This window comes from bacterium SCSIO 12741 (genome assembly GCA_024398055.1).
Taxonomy (GTDB): domain Bacteria; phylum Bacteroidota; class Bacteroidia; order Flavobacteriales_G; family Salibacteraceae; genus SCSIO-12741.
The window spans coordinates 2,243,748-2,259,473 of record CP073749.1; the positions used below are offsets into that span (position 1 = coordinate 2,243,748).

General features: G+C 44.7%; 17 protein-coding genes. 5 read left to right on the forward strand and 12 right to left on the reverse strand.

Going from position 1 to position 15,726, the window contains the following annotated elements:
- Nucleotides 1-4 precede the first annotated feature (4 nt).
- Genes murD through mraZ form a run of 7 tightly spaced genes read right to left on the reverse strand, consistent with a single transcriptional unit; the run spans nt 5 to nt 7,907 of the window.
- Nucleotides 5-1,348 (reverse strand): UDP-N-acetylmuramoyl-L-alanine--D-glutamate ligase, encoded by a 1,344-nt coding sequence (gene murD / locus KFE98_09420; GenBank protein ID UTW64338.1) that lies wholly within the window; start codon nt 1,346-1,348, stop codon nt 5-7.
- Between the two features lie 2 nt (nt 1,349-1,350).
- Nucleotides 1,351-2,601, reverse strand: coding sequence for a phospho-N-acetylmuramoyl-pentapeptide-transferase (gene mraY, locus KFE98_09425; protein ID UTW64339.1), 1,251 nt, complete (start codon nt 2,599-2,601; stop codon nt 1,351-1,353).
- A gap of 2 nt (nt 2,602-2,603) precedes the next feature.
- On the reverse strand, nt 2,604-4,067 hold the full coding sequence (locus KFE98_09430; GenBank protein UTW64340.1) for a UDP-N-acetylmuramoyl-L-alanyl-D-glutamate--2,6-diaminopimelate ligase: 1,464 nt from the start codon (nt 4,065-4,067) through the stop codon (nt 2,604-2,606).
- Nucleotides 4,067-6,181 (reverse strand): transpeptidase family protein, encoded by a 2,115-nt coding sequence (locus tag KFE98_09435; protein ID UTW64341.1) that lies wholly within the window; start codon nt 6,179-6,181, stop codon nt 4,067-4,069. The genes KFE98_09430 and KFE98_09435 overlap by 1 nt, the downstream gene beginning before the upstream one ends.
- A complete protein-coding gene (locus tag KFE98_09440) occupies nt 6,171-6,545 on the reverse strand; it encodes a hypothetical protein (protein UTW64342.1) in 375 nt (124 codons plus the stop codon). Before KFE98_09440 ends, KFE98_09435 begins: the two co-directional genes overlap by 11 nt.
- Entirely contained in the window at nt 6,545-7,444 is a 900-nt protein-coding gene (gene rsmH, locus KFE98_09445) for a 16S rRNA (cytosine(1402)-N(4))-methyltransferase RsmH (protein UTW64343.1), read from the reverse strand. The genes KFE98_09440 and rsmH overlap by 1 nt, the downstream gene beginning before the upstream one ends.
- The gene (gene mraZ, locus KFE98_09450; protein UTW64344.1) at nt 7,437-7,907 is read right to left on the reverse strand and encodes a division/cell wall cluster transcriptional repressor MraZ; all 471 of its coding nucleotides are present in this window, start codon (nt 7,905-7,907) and stop codon (nt 7,437-7,439) included. The genes rsmH and mraZ overlap by 8 nt, the downstream gene beginning before the upstream one ends.
- A gap of 282 nt (nt 7,908-8,189) precedes the next feature.
- On the opposite strand from mraZ, the gene KFE98_09455 reads away from it, so the two are divergent.
- Both KFE98_09455 and KFE98_09460 read left to right on the forward strand, forming a co-directional pair.
- Complete coding sequence (locus tag KFE98_09455) at nt 8,190-8,954, forward strand: alpha/beta hydrolase (protein UTW64345.1); 765 nt, start codon at nt 8,190-8,192, stop codon at nt 8,952-8,954.
- Entirely contained in the window at nt 8,954-9,574 is a 621-nt protein-coding gene (locus KFE98_09460) for a YihA family ribosome biogenesis GTP-binding protein (GenBank protein UTW64346.1), read from the forward strand. Before KFE98_09455 ends, KFE98_09460 begins: the two co-directional genes overlap by 1 nt.
- Before the next feature lie 87 nt (nt 9,575-9,661).
- Here KFE98_09460 and gldC read toward each other — a convergent pair whose 3' ends face one another.
- A complete protein-coding gene (gene gldC / locus KFE98_09465) occupies nt 9,662-9,997 on the reverse strand; it encodes a gliding motility protein GldC (GenBank protein ID UTW64347.1) in 336 nt (111 codons plus the stop codon).
- 1 nt (nt 9,998) lies between these two features.
- The gene (locus KFE98_09470; GenBank protein UTW64348.1) at nt 9,999-11,009 is read right to left on the reverse strand and encodes a hypothetical protein; all 1,011 of its coding nucleotides are present in this window, start codon (nt 11,007-11,009) and stop codon (nt 9,999-10,001) included.
- A 58-nt stretch (nt 11,010-11,067) separates the two neighbouring features.
- Between KFE98_09470 and KFE98_09475 the strand changes: the two genes are divergently transcribed.
- Nucleotides 11,068-11,844, forward strand: coding sequence for a PorT family protein (locus KFE98_09475; protein ID UTW64349.1), 777 nt, complete (start codon nt 11,068-11,070; stop codon nt 11,842-11,844).
- Between the two features lie 33 nt (nt 11,845-11,877).
- On the forward strand, nt 11,878-12,660 hold the full coding sequence (gene nadE, locus KFE98_09480; GenBank protein UTW64350.1) for an NAD(+) synthase: 783 nt from the start codon (nt 11,878-11,880) through the stop codon (nt 12,658-12,660).
- On the opposite strand, the gene KFE98_09485 is transcribed toward nadE, so the two are convergent.
- Both KFE98_09485 and pfkA read right to left on the reverse strand, forming a co-directional pair.
- A complete protein-coding gene (locus KFE98_09485) occupies nt 12,635-13,126 on the reverse strand; it encodes a peroxiredoxin (GenBank protein UTW64677.1) in 492 nt (163 codons plus the stop codon). The two genes, nadE and KFE98_09485, sit on opposite strands and share 26 nt — an antisense overlap.
- Nucleotides 13,127-13,178: 52 nt before the next feature.
- Complete coding sequence (gene pfkA / locus KFE98_09490) at nt 13,179-14,150, reverse strand: 6-phosphofructokinase (GenBank protein UTW64351.1); 972 nt, start codon at nt 14,148-14,150, stop codon at nt 13,179-13,181.
- Nucleotides 14,151-14,390: 240 nt separating this feature from the next.
- On the opposite strand from pfkA, the gene KFE98_09495 reads away from it, so the two are divergent.
- Nucleotides 14,391-14,975 carry a hypothetical protein gene (locus KFE98_09495; protein UTW64352.1) on the forward strand — a complete coding sequence of 195 codons (585 nt, stop codon included), beginning with the start codon at nt 14,391-14,393 and terminating at the stop codon, nt 14,973-14,975.
- Between the two features lie 47 nt (nt 14,976-15,022).
- Here the strand turns inward: KFE98_09495 and KFE98_09500 are convergent, their stop codons facing one another.
- Nucleotides 15,023-15,724 carry a hypothetical protein gene (locus KFE98_09500; GenBank protein ID UTW64678.1) on the reverse strand — a complete coding sequence of 234 codons (702 nt, stop codon included), beginning with the start codon at nt 15,722-15,724 and terminating at the stop codon, nt 15,023-15,025.
- Between the last annotated feature and the right edge of the window lie 2 nt (nt 15,725-15,726).

Below are 15,726 nucleotides of genomic sequence, written 5' to 3' on the forward strand. Positions count from 1 at the left end.
TGGTTTAAAGTCCTCTAACTGCTTCTTTAAATAAACGTCCTCTTTCTTCGTAATTTTCAAATAGATCGAAGCTCGCACAAGCTGGTGAAAGCAGTACAGAATTTCCTTTTTCACTGATTTTGTAGGCCATCATTACGGCCTCATGCATGGAAGATGCGTCCACGATGTGGTCAACAATACCAGCAAATGCATTGTGGATTTTACGGTTATCCTCTCCTAAGCATACAATGGCTTTTACCTTGTCGGCTACCAATTCGTCCAGCATGCTGTAGTCATTTCCTTTATCCACGCCCCCTACAATCCATACAGTAGGTGCGTCCATGCTTTCCAGGGCATACCAGGTACTGTTGATGTTGGTAGCCTTAGAATCGTTGATGTAGCGAACGCCACATACGCTGGTCACGTATTCCAGGCGGTGTTCCACGTTTTGAAAGTCGGAAAGACTTTCTCGAATAATTTCTTTGCGCAGCTCCAGAATTTTTCCGGCGACTCCAGCTGCCATGGAGTTGTAGATGTTGTGTTTACCCTGTAGTGCTAACTTTTGAATGGACATGGTAATTTCCGAATTAGTATTGTTTATAATGATTTCCTTGTTTTCAATCCATGCTCCTTCTCCTTCGGGTTTTTCCGTCAGTGAGAAGGGTAATAATTGGGCTTGGGTGGGATGCTGCTTGAGGTAAGAAGTGATTTCCGGATCGTCCTGGTTGTAGATCAAGTAATCCGATTCATTCTGATTTTCCGTAATCCGGAATTTAGAATGGACGTAATTCTCCATTTTGTAATCGTAGCGATCAAGATGATCGGGGGTGATGTTGAGCAAAATGGCGATGTGCGGTTTAAACGTCTCAATTCCGTCCAATTGGAAGCTGCTAACTTCCAAAATGGCCAAATCCGGAACATCCTCCTGGGCAACCTGAAGGGCGAAGCTGTCTCCAATGTTGCCTCCCAATATGACTTCTCTACCCGATTTTTGGATCAGGTGATGCGTCAATAGGGTGGTCGTCGTTTTTCCATTCGATCCGGTAATAGCTACAAGGGTGCCTTCGTAGAATCGAGCTCCCCATTCGATTTCACTAATCACGGGGATGCCTTTTTCCTTTAAGGCTACAACGAGAGCTACATGGTCCGGAATTCCTGGACTTTTTACCACGATATCTGCGTTCAGAATGTTGTGCGAAGTGTGTTTTCCTTCTTCAAACAGTATCTCATGATGTAAAAGAACGTCGCGGTATTTATCACTTAGGGCCCCTGCGTCAGACAGGAATACCTCGTACCCTTTTTTTAATCCCAGAATAGCGGCGCCCACACCGCTTTCTCCACCGCCCAATACGACTAATCGCTGGCTCATGCCTACCGCAATTTCAAGGTCACAATGGTTACAATGGCGAGCATTACTCCGATGATCCAAAATCGAGCAACGATCTTGGCTTCAGGAATACCTAACTTCTGGTAGTGGTGGTGAAGTGGAGCCATTTTAAAGACCCGTCGACCTTCACCGAATTTCTTTTTGGTGTATTTGAAATACCCCACCTGAATCATTACCGATAGGTTCTCTACCAGGAAGATTCCACATAGAATGGGGATCAATAATTCTTTTCGAATAGCAATGGCGAATGCTGCTATTATTCCTCCAATGGCAAGGCTTCCCGTATCGCCCATGAATACTTGAGCAGGGAAGGAGTTAAACCACAAGAACCCAACACAAGCTCCCACGAAGGCGGCGATAAAGACCACTAATTCACCGGAGTTGGGTATGTACATAATGTTGAGGTAGTCGGCAAAAAAGTAGTTACCGGATACATAGGCGAGGATGCCCAGAGTCGCACCGATAATGGCCGAGGTTCCGGTGGCTAATCCATCCAGTCCATCGGTCATGTTGGCCCCGTTGGATACAGCCGTAATGATCAGGATGACAATAGGGATGAAGAGCAACCAGGTGTATTTGGCCAGGGATGGATCAATCCATTTAACCAGCCAGGCGTAGTCAAACTCGTTGTTCTTGACAAATGGAATAGTGGTCTTCAGATCTTTGGTTTCTTCCCATACATAGTCTCTGTTTGAGGAAGTAGCATCTTCATCACTTAGCGTTTGCGCGGCTTGCTGGCTGTCTTCGATAAATACCTTGTGACGTACAGGTGTATGGTCATTAAAAATCAATACCAGGGCGATCAACAAACCGATTCCAACCTGTCCAACAATCTTGAACTTTCCGGCTAGACCTTCTTTGTTTTTGTACTTGATTTTTAGATAGTCATCCAAAAAGCCGATCATGCCCAGGCCTACCGTGGCAATGAGCATGAGAATGATGTAAACGTTGTCCAGCTTAGCAACCAATAGAGTGGGGATGAGGATGGAGGCCAAAATGATCAGTCCGCCCATGGTAGGTGTGCCTTGCTTTTGCATTTGCCCCTCCAGTCCAAGGTCTCGAACGATTTCTCCGTATTGCCTTTTTTGCAACCATCGAATAATTCGCTTTCCAAAAACCATAGAAATGGTTAGGGATAAAAAGGCGGCAAGTGCAGCTCGGAAGGTGATGTAGTTAAACACCCCGGTTGCAGGAACGTCAAGTTCATTCAGGTATTGAAACAGGTAGTACAACATTGTTATTGAGCAAACTGATTTAGGTAGTCCGTGAGAATTTCCATGTCGTTAAAATCATAGGTCTCATTTCCTATGATCTGATAGTTTTCATGGCCCTTGCCAGCAACCAGGATAATGTCCTTCTCTCCGGCCATGGATACTGCTGTTTTTATAGCGTCTTTTCGATTTGTTATGCTTAATGTTTTCTTGAAGTCTGCCGCATCCACGCCGGCCTCCATATCGCGAATAATCTGTTCGGGATCTTCGGATCTGGGATTGTCTGACGTGAAAATGACTTTGTCGCTTCCTTTGGTGGCGATTTGAGCCATTTGGGGTCTCTTGCCCTTGTCGCGATCACCTCCGCACCCCACTATGGTGATGACTTGCTCATTTCCCGTACGGATGTCCTTGATCGTTTCAAGTACTTTCTCCAGGGCATCTGGAGTGTGGGCATAGTCCACAATGCCGGTTACCTGCATGGGGCTAATGGTGTATTGAAAGCGGCCTGAAACGGATTGTAACTTCGATAATTCGGTAAGTATGGGTAGTTCGGATTCGCCCAATAGGCGGGCTACACCATACACACAGAGAATATTGTAGGCATTGAATTTTCCGATCAGTCGGGTCCAAACATCGTTTCCGTTAATGTTGAGTTGAAGTCCGTTAAAATCGTTTTCAATGATTTTGCACTTAAAGTCAGCCATAGAGCGTAATCCGAAAGTGCTCAGCTTGGCTTTGCTGTTTTGTACCATGATTTCGCCATGGAAATCGTCACTGTTGATCAGTGCATCGCTGCCTTTGGTCAATCCATCAAACAACAGCTTTTTAGCGGCTATGTAGTTGTCGAATGTTTGGTGGTAATCCAGGTGGTCCCGAGTTATGTTGGTAAACACCGCCACCCGAAATTGCAGTCCGGTGGTGCGATGTTGAACCAAGGCATGTGAACTCACCTCCATAAAACAGTGGGTGCATCCTTCTTCCACCATTTGAGCTAAAAGACGGTTAAGTTCAAGTGGGTTAGGGGTGGTATGGGTGGCTTTAATCTCTTGACGGTGAATTCGATTGACCACCGTTGAAAGAAGTCCGCATTTGTAGTTGAGCTGGGTGAAGAGCTCAAACATGAGTGTGGCGCAAGTCGTTTTGCCATTAGTGCCTGTTACACCAACCAATTGAAGTTTTTCGGAAGGGTTGTCGTAAAAGTTGCAGGCCATATTGGCTAAGGCTGCATGCGAATTTTTGACCTGGATGTAGGTGATTTCCGGGTTTACTTCGGCAGGAAGTTCTTCGCACACTACGGCGATAGCTCCTGAATCAATAGATTTGGATATGTAGGCATGGCCATCGCTATGGGTGCCGCGAATGGCTACAAAAACCGAAAATGGACATACCTCACGGGAGTCGAAACAAATGTTTTCAATCGCCACGTTCGTGGATCCCGTTACATTCAGGATATTGGTACGATATAATATGTCTTTGAGCAGTTTCATTAGGTCAATTTCAGTTTGATAACCCCGTTTTTGTCGATCCGACTTCCGGGTTTAGGAATCTGTTCGCGAATGACACCTCGTCCCTCAAATTCTACTCGCATTCCCAGGTTTTCAACCAGGAATATGGCGTCTCTTATGTCCATTCCGACCACGTTTGGAACGAGGCCATCTTTTATTGATCTGTTGTAATAGGTTACATCCTCGGAGCCGGTGCTCGTAGCAACCCAGTTGCCTGGATCTTCTCCACGATTTACATCCACATCAATCGTATTGAAAACCTGGTCGAGGTCTTCGCGATTGCCATTGCGGGATACTGGGATTCGGGTTTGGGCGGTAAATTCTTGTTGCTCTTTAAGTTCTTCGTGTAGCTGAATACTGGTGGCGTAAACTTTGTCTGCGATTTCCTTGAAAATAGGACCAGCAACCAGGTTTCCATAATACACATTTTTAGAAGGGGCGTTTACCACTACTATGCAGGAGTACATCGGGTCATCTGCAGGAAAATAGCCGACGAAAGAGGCTTGGTAGCTCACCTTGCTGGCGTATTTATAGCCGTATTTGGCGTTGTAGATCTGAGCGGTTCCTGTTTTACCGGCAATTTTGTAGTCACTGTTTTTAAGGTTACGAGCGGTTCCGTTTTCGACCACTCCTTCAAGCATGGTGCGTGCTTTATTAATGGTGGCTTTGGAGCAGATCGCAGGATTGATTACTTCCGGTTCAAAGGTTCTGATCACCTTGCCCATGGTACGGATTTCATTAACGAATCTTGGCTTAACCATTACGCCATCATTGGCTACGGCATTATAAAAGGTGAGAATCTGTAGTGGAGTTAGGGCTACTTCATAGCCGTGTGAAATCCAGGGAAGGGAAATTCCACTCCAGGAAGGGTCGCTTGCCGATTTGATTTGAGGTGTCCCTTCGCCATAAATCTCAAGACCCAAAGGTTGGTTTAGATTCATCTTATATAAGCGATCGATAAATTGCTGGGGGCTTTTACTGTAATTCTCATTGATGATCCGGGCTACCATAATATTGGAGGAAACCTCAAATCCGTGTTTCACCGTTACCGTACCAAAACCACCTTTGTGGGAGTCATACATTTTCTGGTCGTAAAACTTGAATACTCCGCGACCGGTTTTTACGCTGTCATCCAAGTCGATGTAACCATCTTCTAGGGCTACAATAAGGGAGGCCAATTTAAAGGTGGAGCCGGGTTCCGTGCTTTCACCCACGGCGTAGTTGTAGCTTTCCCAGTAATTTCCGGATGGAGTTCGGGTCAAGTTGGCGATGGCTCTTACTTCACCTGTTTTTACTTCCATAAGCACTACGCAGCCATGATCGGCTTCCTGCTTCGCTAACTGCTCCATCAACGCGTTTTCAGCCACATCCTGAATGTTCATGTCCAGGGTGGTGTAAATATCTGACCCGTCTTCTGGTTCAATTTCGTTGTCGTCGGTTACCGGTTTCCAGTTTCCGCCACCGATTTTTTGCATCAGTCGCACTCCGCTTACGCCGCTTAGCGTTTGGTCGTAAGCACCTTCGAGTCCTACAGGTTTAGCGTTGTTTCGGCTATAGCCAATAGTTCGCGAGGCTAAAACCTGGAAAGGTTTTTCGCGTTTGTTCTGTTGGAGGTAGATAAATCCACCTTTATATTGTCCTTTTTTGAAAATCGGAAAGGAGCGCAGTTCTTTTAGGTGAGTATAGTTTAGGTTTCTTCCTATTAAGTGGTAACGCTTGCCATTGTCACGAGCTTCTTGTAGTTCTTCCCGCCATTGTCCCTGGCTCTTGTGGTTGAGTAGGGTGCTTAGGTGATAGGATAAGCTGTCAATTTCTTCTTCCCAGATTTTGTCGGTCAAGGCCTCAGTTACGCAATCAAAACGTACTTCGTATTTAGGAATGGAGGTGGCCAGCAAACTGCCGTCGGTGGCATAAACATTTCCTCGAATGGCTTCAATGGTTTTGTATTTCAGAGAATGGTTGTGGGCCATTTCCTTCCATTCATCGCCCTGTACATATTGTACAACAATGATCTTGTACACAATAGCGAGGCCGAAAACTACCAGCAATAGGTAGATCGTATAAAAGCGGCGGGATGTATTTCCTTTATTGGCCATTTCCCTCCTTGCGTTTAACGATTTTCTTAGGAGGCTTAAAGGATTCTTTGAGACCCATGCCTTTTTCGTCGATGATGCGGGCAAGTTGTGACTGCTTACTCTTGTGCATCAATTCCGATTTGATGGTGATGTACTCCGATCTCAATTCCTTGATCTCATTGTTCGTCTTGTTGATTTGGCGAACGTTTTCTTCAGCCAGAAAGCCGTTTGAGATGTAGATTAGAGCAATCAGGGCAAGGAATAAGAAGTAGGGCAGGTGCTCAATGACTTTTTCCCGGGTGAGGATGTTGCCATTAATCAAGTCTGCAATCAGATTGATCTTTTTGCGCGTTTTTGGGGCCTTATTTTTGGATTCGCTTGCCATTAGTTCTTTATTGCAATCCTCAATCGGGCGCTTCGAGCGCGGTTATTCAATTCGATTTCTTCTTCCGTAGGCACAATGACCTTTCGATTCAGAGGTTCGAAAGGGCGTTGAATGTTGCCGTACAGATCCTTGGTGAGTTCGCCTTCAAAGTTTCCCGAACGCATGTAATTCTTAACCAGGCGATCTTCGAGTGAGTGATAAGAAATGATCACCAGACGTCCTCCGGGTTTGAGGACCTCTTCTGTTTGGTTAAGCAAGCTTTTTAAAACGTCCAGTTCCTTATTGACTTCGATTCGGAGTGCTTGAAAAACCTGAGCCAGAAACTGATTTTGTTTATGGGGTGGGGCGAGTGAACCGGCCAGGTCTCTAAGTTTTCCGGTCGTGTCGATTGGACCGTTTTCGCGGGCTTCTAAAATGGCTTTTACCAGGCGAGTTGGATTTTTTATTTCACCATAAAGACGAAATAATTGCTTCAGCTCTCCAGGCTCGTAAGTTTGAAGGATATCCGTGGCGGACTGGGTGATGCCGGGATTCATCCGCATATCCAATGGACCGTCAAAGCGAAATGAAAATCCACGGGATCCTTCATTAAACTGATGTGATGAAACGCCTAAATCTGCAAGTAGTCCATCAACGGGGATAGCGCGGTAAAGGCGCAAAGAGTTTTTTAGGTACTTGAAATTTTGATGGACGAGGATGAGTTTGGCGTCATCTACTTTATTGGGTAAACTATCGGGGTCTTGATCAAATGCGATAAGTTGGCCTTGGTCCAGTTTTTCGAGAATAGCAGAGGAATGTCCGCCACCGCCATAGGTAACATCCACGTAGCTGCCATTAGGTTCGATATTCAAACCTTCCAAGCACTCCTGAAGTAGAACGGGATTGTGGTAATCACTCATTTTCTTCCTCGGGATTTACGCCTCCCATCACTTCTTCAGCCAGTTCAGAGAAGTCAAATTCATCGCTGTTTAGCATGGCTTCGTAGTGTTCTTTAGACCAGATTTCGATCCGTTCTCCATTGCCCAGTACTTTGATTTCCTTGCCGATTTCGGCGGTGGTAGAAAGTACTTTGGGGATGAGTAGGCGACCCGTGCCATCCAGTTGGACTGGAGTGGCGCCGTTGTTGAATTTCCGGATAAACAGAGCGTTTTTGCGAATAAATCGGTTGAGCTTATTGAGTTGTTTGCTCACCTTATCCCACTCTTGTTTGGGGTACAGAACCAAGCATTTTTCGTGTGTGTCCCGGTTGATGACAAAACCTTCATGTACAAGGGATTCCATCTGCTTTTTCAAGCCATTAGGAAGCATCATTCGCCCCTTGGCGTCTACACGACAGTCATATTCCCCTAACAAATTGATCATCACTCGGATTTCACCCAAAAAACAGCGATAAAAGTACGACTATTTTACCACTTTCTACCACAAGCTACCATTTTTTACCACTTTGTTGAAAACTTTTGATTTTTGCGGTGTCCCAGGCGCACTGAGGGATTGCGTGAAATGGGCGTAAAATGTGAGTAGTGAGGCATTAAGGTGGAAGTGTCGGCTGGGCAATGAACATAGTAGTGTTAATACAGCATGGTTCATGCACTAGCGGTAAGGGCAAAATGATTAATTTTGAATTTCCGCAATCGCATACCGTGAATGGAATACGAGCTTAAGAAAGAAGGAAAGTTTGAATATCTGGAAGAAGGGGAAGGGCCGGTTATAGTAATCCTACACGGATTGTTTGGCGCCATGAGTAACTTTCAGGACGTTGTCCCCCATTTTAGCAAGAAGTATAAAGTAGTTATTCCTTTACTACCTATCTATACCTTGCCTGTTATTAATACCCATGTAAAGGCCCTGGGTAAATTCCTTCGTGAATTCATTGAATTCAAAGGATATGAAGAAGTGAACCTGTTGGGCAACTCGCTCGGAGGTCACGTGGGGTTGATTTACACCTCCCGCTATCCCGAAGGTGTGAGAACACTTACTTTAACAGGAAGTTCTGGATTATATGAAAACGCTTTTGGTGGATCATTCCCCAAAAGAGGCAATTACGAATTCATTCGTAAAAAAGTAGAATACACATTCTTCGATCCTAAAAACGCTACTGAGCCAATGGTTAATGAGTGTTTTGAGATCGTAAATGACAAAAGTCGTGCTCTCCGTGTGATCGCTTTAGCCAAGTCGGCTATCCGTCACAACATGGCCAAGGAGCTTCCTACCATGGAAACACCTACGTGCCTGATCTGGGGGAAAAACGATTTGATTACACCTCCCGAGGTAGCAGAAGAATTCAAGGAATTGATGCCTAAAGCCGATCTATTCTGGATCGATAAGTGTGGCCACGCCCCAATGATGGAGCACCCTGAAGAATTCAACAAGATTTTGACCGATTGGTATGATCGGGAATTGGCTTCTTGATGTTCGCCCCCGTTTCTTTTGTAAAAAGTAGTGATCGGTTGGAGATTTGTCCAACACCCGATCGTCCCGAGTATGCCTTTATTGGTCGTTCCAATGTGGGGAAGTCCTCGTTGATCAATTGCCTGGCTCATAAAAAAGGGTTGGCCAAAACGTCCGGACGCCCAGGAAAAACCAAGTTGATCAATCACTTTTGGTTTGATGAGGTTCCAGAGCAACCGAAATCGGGCTGGTACTTGGTTGACCTACCTGGATATGGTTATGCAGCGGTTTCCAAAACCGAACGAAAAAAATGGTCCAAGTTTATTGAGGAATACCTGATCAAAAGGGAAAACTTGATGTATACCTTCGTGCTGCTCGATAGCAGGTTGGAACCTCAAAAGATAGATATGGAGTTTATCAATTGGTTAGGCTCTGAGGGAATTCCTTTTGTATTGGTATATACCAAAGTAGATAAGCTTACCAAAAATGCCCTGGCCAAAAATCTGGCCGCCTACCGCAGAAAATTATCGGAAACCTGGGAAACTTTACCCCCTCAGGTCATTACTTCTTCTACAGAAGGAAGAGGAAAGGATGAATTGCTGGAGCTTATTCGGGAGACGAATGGGCTTTATCAATCTTAAATGATCAGGTTCAATTTTAAATTTTCAATTTGTGCTACCTGAGAAGCATTGAAAATTGATCATTTACCCTTAAAATTTAAAATTGAATCATTGCTTGTCAATGATTCCCGTTTCTTCTCCAAAGTACCGGGCAAACTCTCGCATGTGAAACGCCATGTTATCTTCACCAGTGGCTCGGTTGTAGGAGTCAGCCATGGTGAGCATGGTTTGGTGGAAAAAGATGCGCATATCATCAACAGTCATATCCTTAGTCCAAAGGTCAATCTTGAGGGTGTTTTTGGATTTCTTATCCCAAATAGAAATTAAGGTGGCATCACACACTCCCTGTTCCTGATTATCCGAAGAGGACCATTTCATTCTTTCTGGAACGTGGTTTTCATCCAGTTCCACATCTATGCTGATTTGTGTTTTTTTCAGAGCCATACTACAATGAGGGTTTGTATCCTGATTTGTTCAGAATGATTTGGGGGTCGGAGGTGTTGAGTAATTCTTCAGGGGTCACTTCGGAATTGTTTTCCATGTAGGAACGAACAATCTTCCAGCCCATCCAAAAACCAATTTGGGAAGGGGCTTCTTGGGAGAATCCTGTTGTAAAAGGTCCTTCGGCCAAGTATTTCTGGTATTGATTCCGGTGAATATTGAAGAGTAAATTTTCGTTTACAAAGTGTCCCCAAAGCATGGTTTCGTTGGTCTCGCACCATTCCAGTTGTTTGCTGGTCCAGCCAATCTTAATGGAGTCCGGTGTTTCGGGCAACAAAAGATCGAGCATGTAAAAGATTTTACCAGCGTAAACCATTTCATTGAGCAGGGTTTTGTTTTCAGGGTCTGGCTCAAAGTCGCTTTGAATCCACCCTTTAACGGCATCCTTAACCAAAAACTGGCGGTTCAATTTTCTTTTCCGGTAAGCCGGGTAGCCCAATTGACTGTAATAATAGTAATCTGAACCCAGGTACATATCGAGCCCAATTCCCAAAGTTGAATCGGAAGCAGCAATGGCGTAGTTAAAACCAGATATATAGGTTACCACCTGAGGAATAGGACGCTCGGGCAAATAGTGCTTGAAATAGCGAAAAGCTTGTTTGAGTTCTTCCTGTTCCGGTTCAAGATCCCCTAAGGTCTCTTGGGTTTTGTTGTAAATCTTTTGGATGTCAGAATCATAAACAAAATCCTTTAATACACTGGGTAGCAAAGGGTCGTTTACTGCACCTACATTTAGGATGCTTTCTACATATTGACTAAAGAAGTTGCCGTATTTTACCTTCAGTGCCGGCACTTTTTCCTCCATGGAGTACTTTTTGGCAAAGAGTTCACGGTCCAATCTGCTCCATCGCAGATCCACTTCAATTTGACTTACATCGGGTCTCTTTGAGCCTCCCACACAAGAGGTTATCAAAAGAAGAATAGGGAAAAGTTTGAGTATGTCTTTCAGAGGCATAATTGAAAAGCCTGTAAAATTGTAAAACGACGCAAATGTAGCAATACCAAATAAAGCAATGCACACGATTCGAGCTTCTGTTTTTACCCTCATCTTGGGGATGGTTTGCCTCTCCTTTTCAAGTTATGCTCAGGAAGCACCTAAGCGCTTCAAATTTGGATTGATGGTGGCACCCACCTTGAATTGGCTCTCTTCTTCCAATGATGGATTTGAGTCTCGAGGGTTTACTCCTAATTTGAATTATGGTTTGTTTGCGGATATCGCCTTCAAAGGGCATTCCAGGTATTTTTTCTCTACCGGAATGACCTTGGTTTCCAACGGAGGTCGGGCCCACTACTTCGGCGTGTCGGAAGTAAATGATGAGCAATATGAATCCAGCAACGAAGTAGAGGTACGTAACCGCTATTTGGAAGTTCCGCTGGGATTTAAGCTGCGTTCAGAAGAGATTGGTTATTCCGTTTTTTCCGGTTGGTTTGGTTTCGGTACTGGTTTTCGAGTTCGTTCTTTGCAAGATCGAGAGACTGTCATTTTTACGGAATCTGGAGAAAAGCGGGAATCTGTAACCGATGAAGATATTAGCGACCAAATCAATCCTGTTCGTTTGTCCCTGCTCTTGGGCTTGGAATGGGAACGAAAGATTTCTGGGGACACGTATTTCACGTTCGGCTTTACGCTCAACAATGGGTTGACCAACATATATAATGGCAATTCCTATGCAAGAGGAGAAAATGGTCAATTGGATTGGGAAACGGTCAATGCTGATGGTTCGGCTAACGGGCCGAAGTTAAAAGCGACTTCAAGTACCCTCGCATTGCACTTGGGAGTGTATTTTTGATGCCCAATTTGTGTGAAGAGTTAAGAAGGATTCATGGATTATAAAGCAGTGGCAGATCACATTACGTCCTGGTTAGGCGATTACCTTGCTGAATCAGGTACCAAGGGTTTTGTGGTTGGAGTGAGTGGTGGAATCGACTCGGCAGTATCATCTGAGTTGGCGGCCCGGACCGGGGCACCTGTTCTTTGTGTGGAAATGCCCATTTATCAGGCCGAGAGCCAAGTCAATCGGGCGGTAAAGCACATGGAATATTTACAAGAGAAGTATTCCAATGTCTCTATTGAGCGTGTTGAATTAACAGGCGTTTTTGATTCCTTCTTGAATGCTGTACCCAAAGTTTCTGACGATCAGGATACGGGATTAACCTTGGCCAATGTTAGGGCCCGGGTTCGCATGACAACCTTGTACTATTTTGCCGGACTTCAAGGCTCTTTAGTGGTGGGTACCGGAAACAAGATCGAAGATTTTGGGATTGGATTCTATACCAAATATGGAGATGGCGGAGTTGATCTAAGCCCCATTGCCGATCTGACCAAAACCGAAGTTTACGCATTAGGTGCTGAACTGGGAATCATCGAAGACATTATGAATGCCCCGCCTACCGATGGCCTTTGGGGAGATGATCGTACCGATGAAGATCAAATTGGAGCGTCATATCCCGAGTTAGAATGGGCTATGGACTTTTCCGGGGATGAATCCACTTTAAGCGATCGTCAAAAAGAGGTATTGGGCATTTACCGTCGATTGAACCGGGCCAATACCCATAAAATGGTTCCTATTCCGGTTTGTACTATTCCTGATTCCCTTCGTTCGTAGAGGTCATTCCGCGAATTACCCGCAAAGACTCTTTGATGTGTTGCTCTGGATTGAGTTGGCTGTTAAAGACGTATTGAACCACTCCTTGCTCATCTATTATATAGGTTACGCGCGAAGGAATTAGGCCTAACCAGCCCGTTGGCACTCCAAACAGTTTTCTTAATTTATTTCCCTGATCACATAATAAGGAATAGGGAAGTCGGTGTTTTTCGATAAACTCCCGATGCGACTTGGGTGAGTCGTTGCTGATTCCATAAATAGTAGCACCCAAATCCTGAAAATCGTGGTACTCGTCTCTGAATGAGCAGGCCTCTTTGGTGCAGCCGGGGGTGTGGTCTTTGGGGTAGAAATAGAGCACAACCGGACCTTGACCTAAAATAGATTCCAGCGTTACCGAATTGGAATCTTGATCTATCGTTTCAAAGGCTGGAATGTGGTCGCCAATTTTCAATTCACTCTGGGCCATAGATGAGAAATATGCTAATCCTGCCAATAGGAGGATTGAGACGAGAATAAGTTTATATCGAAAGCGCATCTATCAAAGGAAATAGCGAAGAGCGAAGAGGCTTCTTCCGTTGAATAGAATCCTGAACAGAAGTTTCGGTTACTTCCCAATTCTGCAAACCTACCATGATATCTGACTTGCCGTCCAAAAGGGATAGTACTGCTTGATGCCCCAGCCGGCTGCCCAAAACCCGATCGATCGTACTGGGTTTTCCTCCACGTTGTAGGTGGCCCAATATGGTTACCCGGGTGTCGTATTCGTTGTAGTGTTGTTTCACCTTTTGAGCAATTTCCAGGGCACCGCCTCCGTCATCGCCCTCAGCAACGATAACAATGCTGGAGTTCTTTTTGTGCTTCCTGCTTTCCTTGAGTTTGTTGACCAGGTCGTGAATGTCGGTTACGGTTTCAGGTAAAAGAATTTCTTCCGCCCCCACGGCAATTCCGGTGTTTAAGGCAATGTATCCAGAGTCTCGACCCATCACTTCCACAAAAAACAAGCGATTGTGCGAAGCTGCCGTGTCTTTGATTTTATCAACGGCTTCCACCACGGTATTGCAGGCCGTGTCAAAACCGATGGTGAGATCGGTTCCAAATAGATCATTGTCAATGGTACCTGGAACTCCGATGTAGGGAATGCCGAATTCCCGATGGAAGATTTCGGCTCCCGTAAAAGATCCGTCTCCACCGATAACGATCAAACCTTCAATGCCGGCGGCCTTAACCTTTTCAAAAGCCTGTTGCCTGCCCTCAGAAGTTCTAAACGATTCCGATCGTGCCGAGCGCAGAATAGTGCCGCCGCGTTGAAGAATGTTTGAGACATCACGAGAATTTAGCGGAATAAAGTCGCCTTCGACTAATCCATTAAATCCTTCATAGATTCCCATTACCTCCACTTCATGAAACAAGGCCGTTCGAACCACTGAACGAATGCAGGCATTCATGCCCGGGGCATCACCGCCCGATGTAAATACACCAATTTTTTTCATAGTCATCAATTGCCGCTGAAAGGTACGGAAGAGACTTGAGAAATGAGATGCGATCCCGATGGTTATCGGGAGAGATTCGAGATTTGAGGTTCGAGATGCGAGATATCAGGATTGAGATATGAGAATGGGAGACTTGAAATCCGAACAGGGCATTTGCGGTTAGGTTACCTTTATGCCATGCAATTTAATGAAGCGACTAAAGTTGAATTTGGGATGAAGATTTTGATTCAATTGATTGTTATGGCCGTAGTTGGAGTGTCATGTGTAGGCGAGGAGCTAAACAATCAGAAGAGTCTGACTTTGTCTGATGACATTGATTCAATTGATGCTAATAGAGATACGACTGGAACTTTCAATCAAATTAGCTTCGTGGATGTTACTGATTTTTTTAGGAGACATAAAGAGGTTGAATTGGTGGAAGTAATTCCAATAGACAGTGTTGGTCGAATCACTTTAATCAAGAAAATGCACGATAGTGGATTATGGCCAGATGCAGAATCATCCTCTTATTCGACAATAAGGTTCTCGGATGGGAAGAAATGCAATATTTCGTTCCATTTAATTGAATTCAAAAGTCTCTCTTCAGCCGAGGAGAGTTTTAGGAAAATGAAAGAGCTGGTTGATTCGGATTCTTATTTTGAGAAACCGTTCAACTTATTTTACATCGACGGAAATAAAATCTACCTTTTTTCTGATATGATATTTTCAGAAACTGATTTTGGCTACGAGGTGTTAATTAATATGGTCCAAAGCTTTTGCCCTGAAGAAGCAGTTTATAATTCTCCAGATCCAGGATTTAAGCAGGTAATCCAAAACTGTAGGTAGTAATAATGAAAGGCTTTTGATGGATTGACTATCCAATAAAGTTTAGATTACCCCACACTATGCCGCCCAGTAGGCAAAAAGCCAATAGATGGCAACTTCTTATGGGTATTGAAGTAATCATAACCCTTTTTTAAGTCCAGCCATAGATTGAGCTTATCTGTTTCTCCGGCATGTTCAGATTGAAGGGCTTTTAGGGTTTCGTCCTCCAAACGGCTGGGGAAAAGGGTTACTGGAATATTACCCTGGCCGCTATTTTTAGCCTCAATGCATAGAACGTAAAGTTGTTCGATCAAAGGATCGGTGATGGGGAGGCAGCCTATGGTTACACAGGAACCATGAATGAATATGTCACCACCGGGTCGGCTTTTGTCGCTCAATATTTTGTCGGATCGGTTGGGGTAGTTGATGCCCAAAGACAGGTGAAAATTACTCACCGGATTAAAACGATCAATGTGGTAATAGCCTTCCGGAACCTGAAGGTCGCCTTGACGTCGCTTCGGGCCTATTTGCCCGGATTTGGAACAAATGGGAAAGGTGACTAAATGCCGATAGGTGTCGTCCGTTTTCTTTTTGGCCCAGACCTCAAGTTCGTCCTCTGCTTTGAATGCGCGGAGATAAATACGCAAATTGCTGGCACTTAAATTTTGGCTTGCAAGGGTTTGGTCGAGCCAGCTCTGTTGGTTTGCATAGGCTTGTCGTACTCGCTGATAACGTCTCTGCTCTTGTTTAAAGCCAGAAGATTGGGCCATCA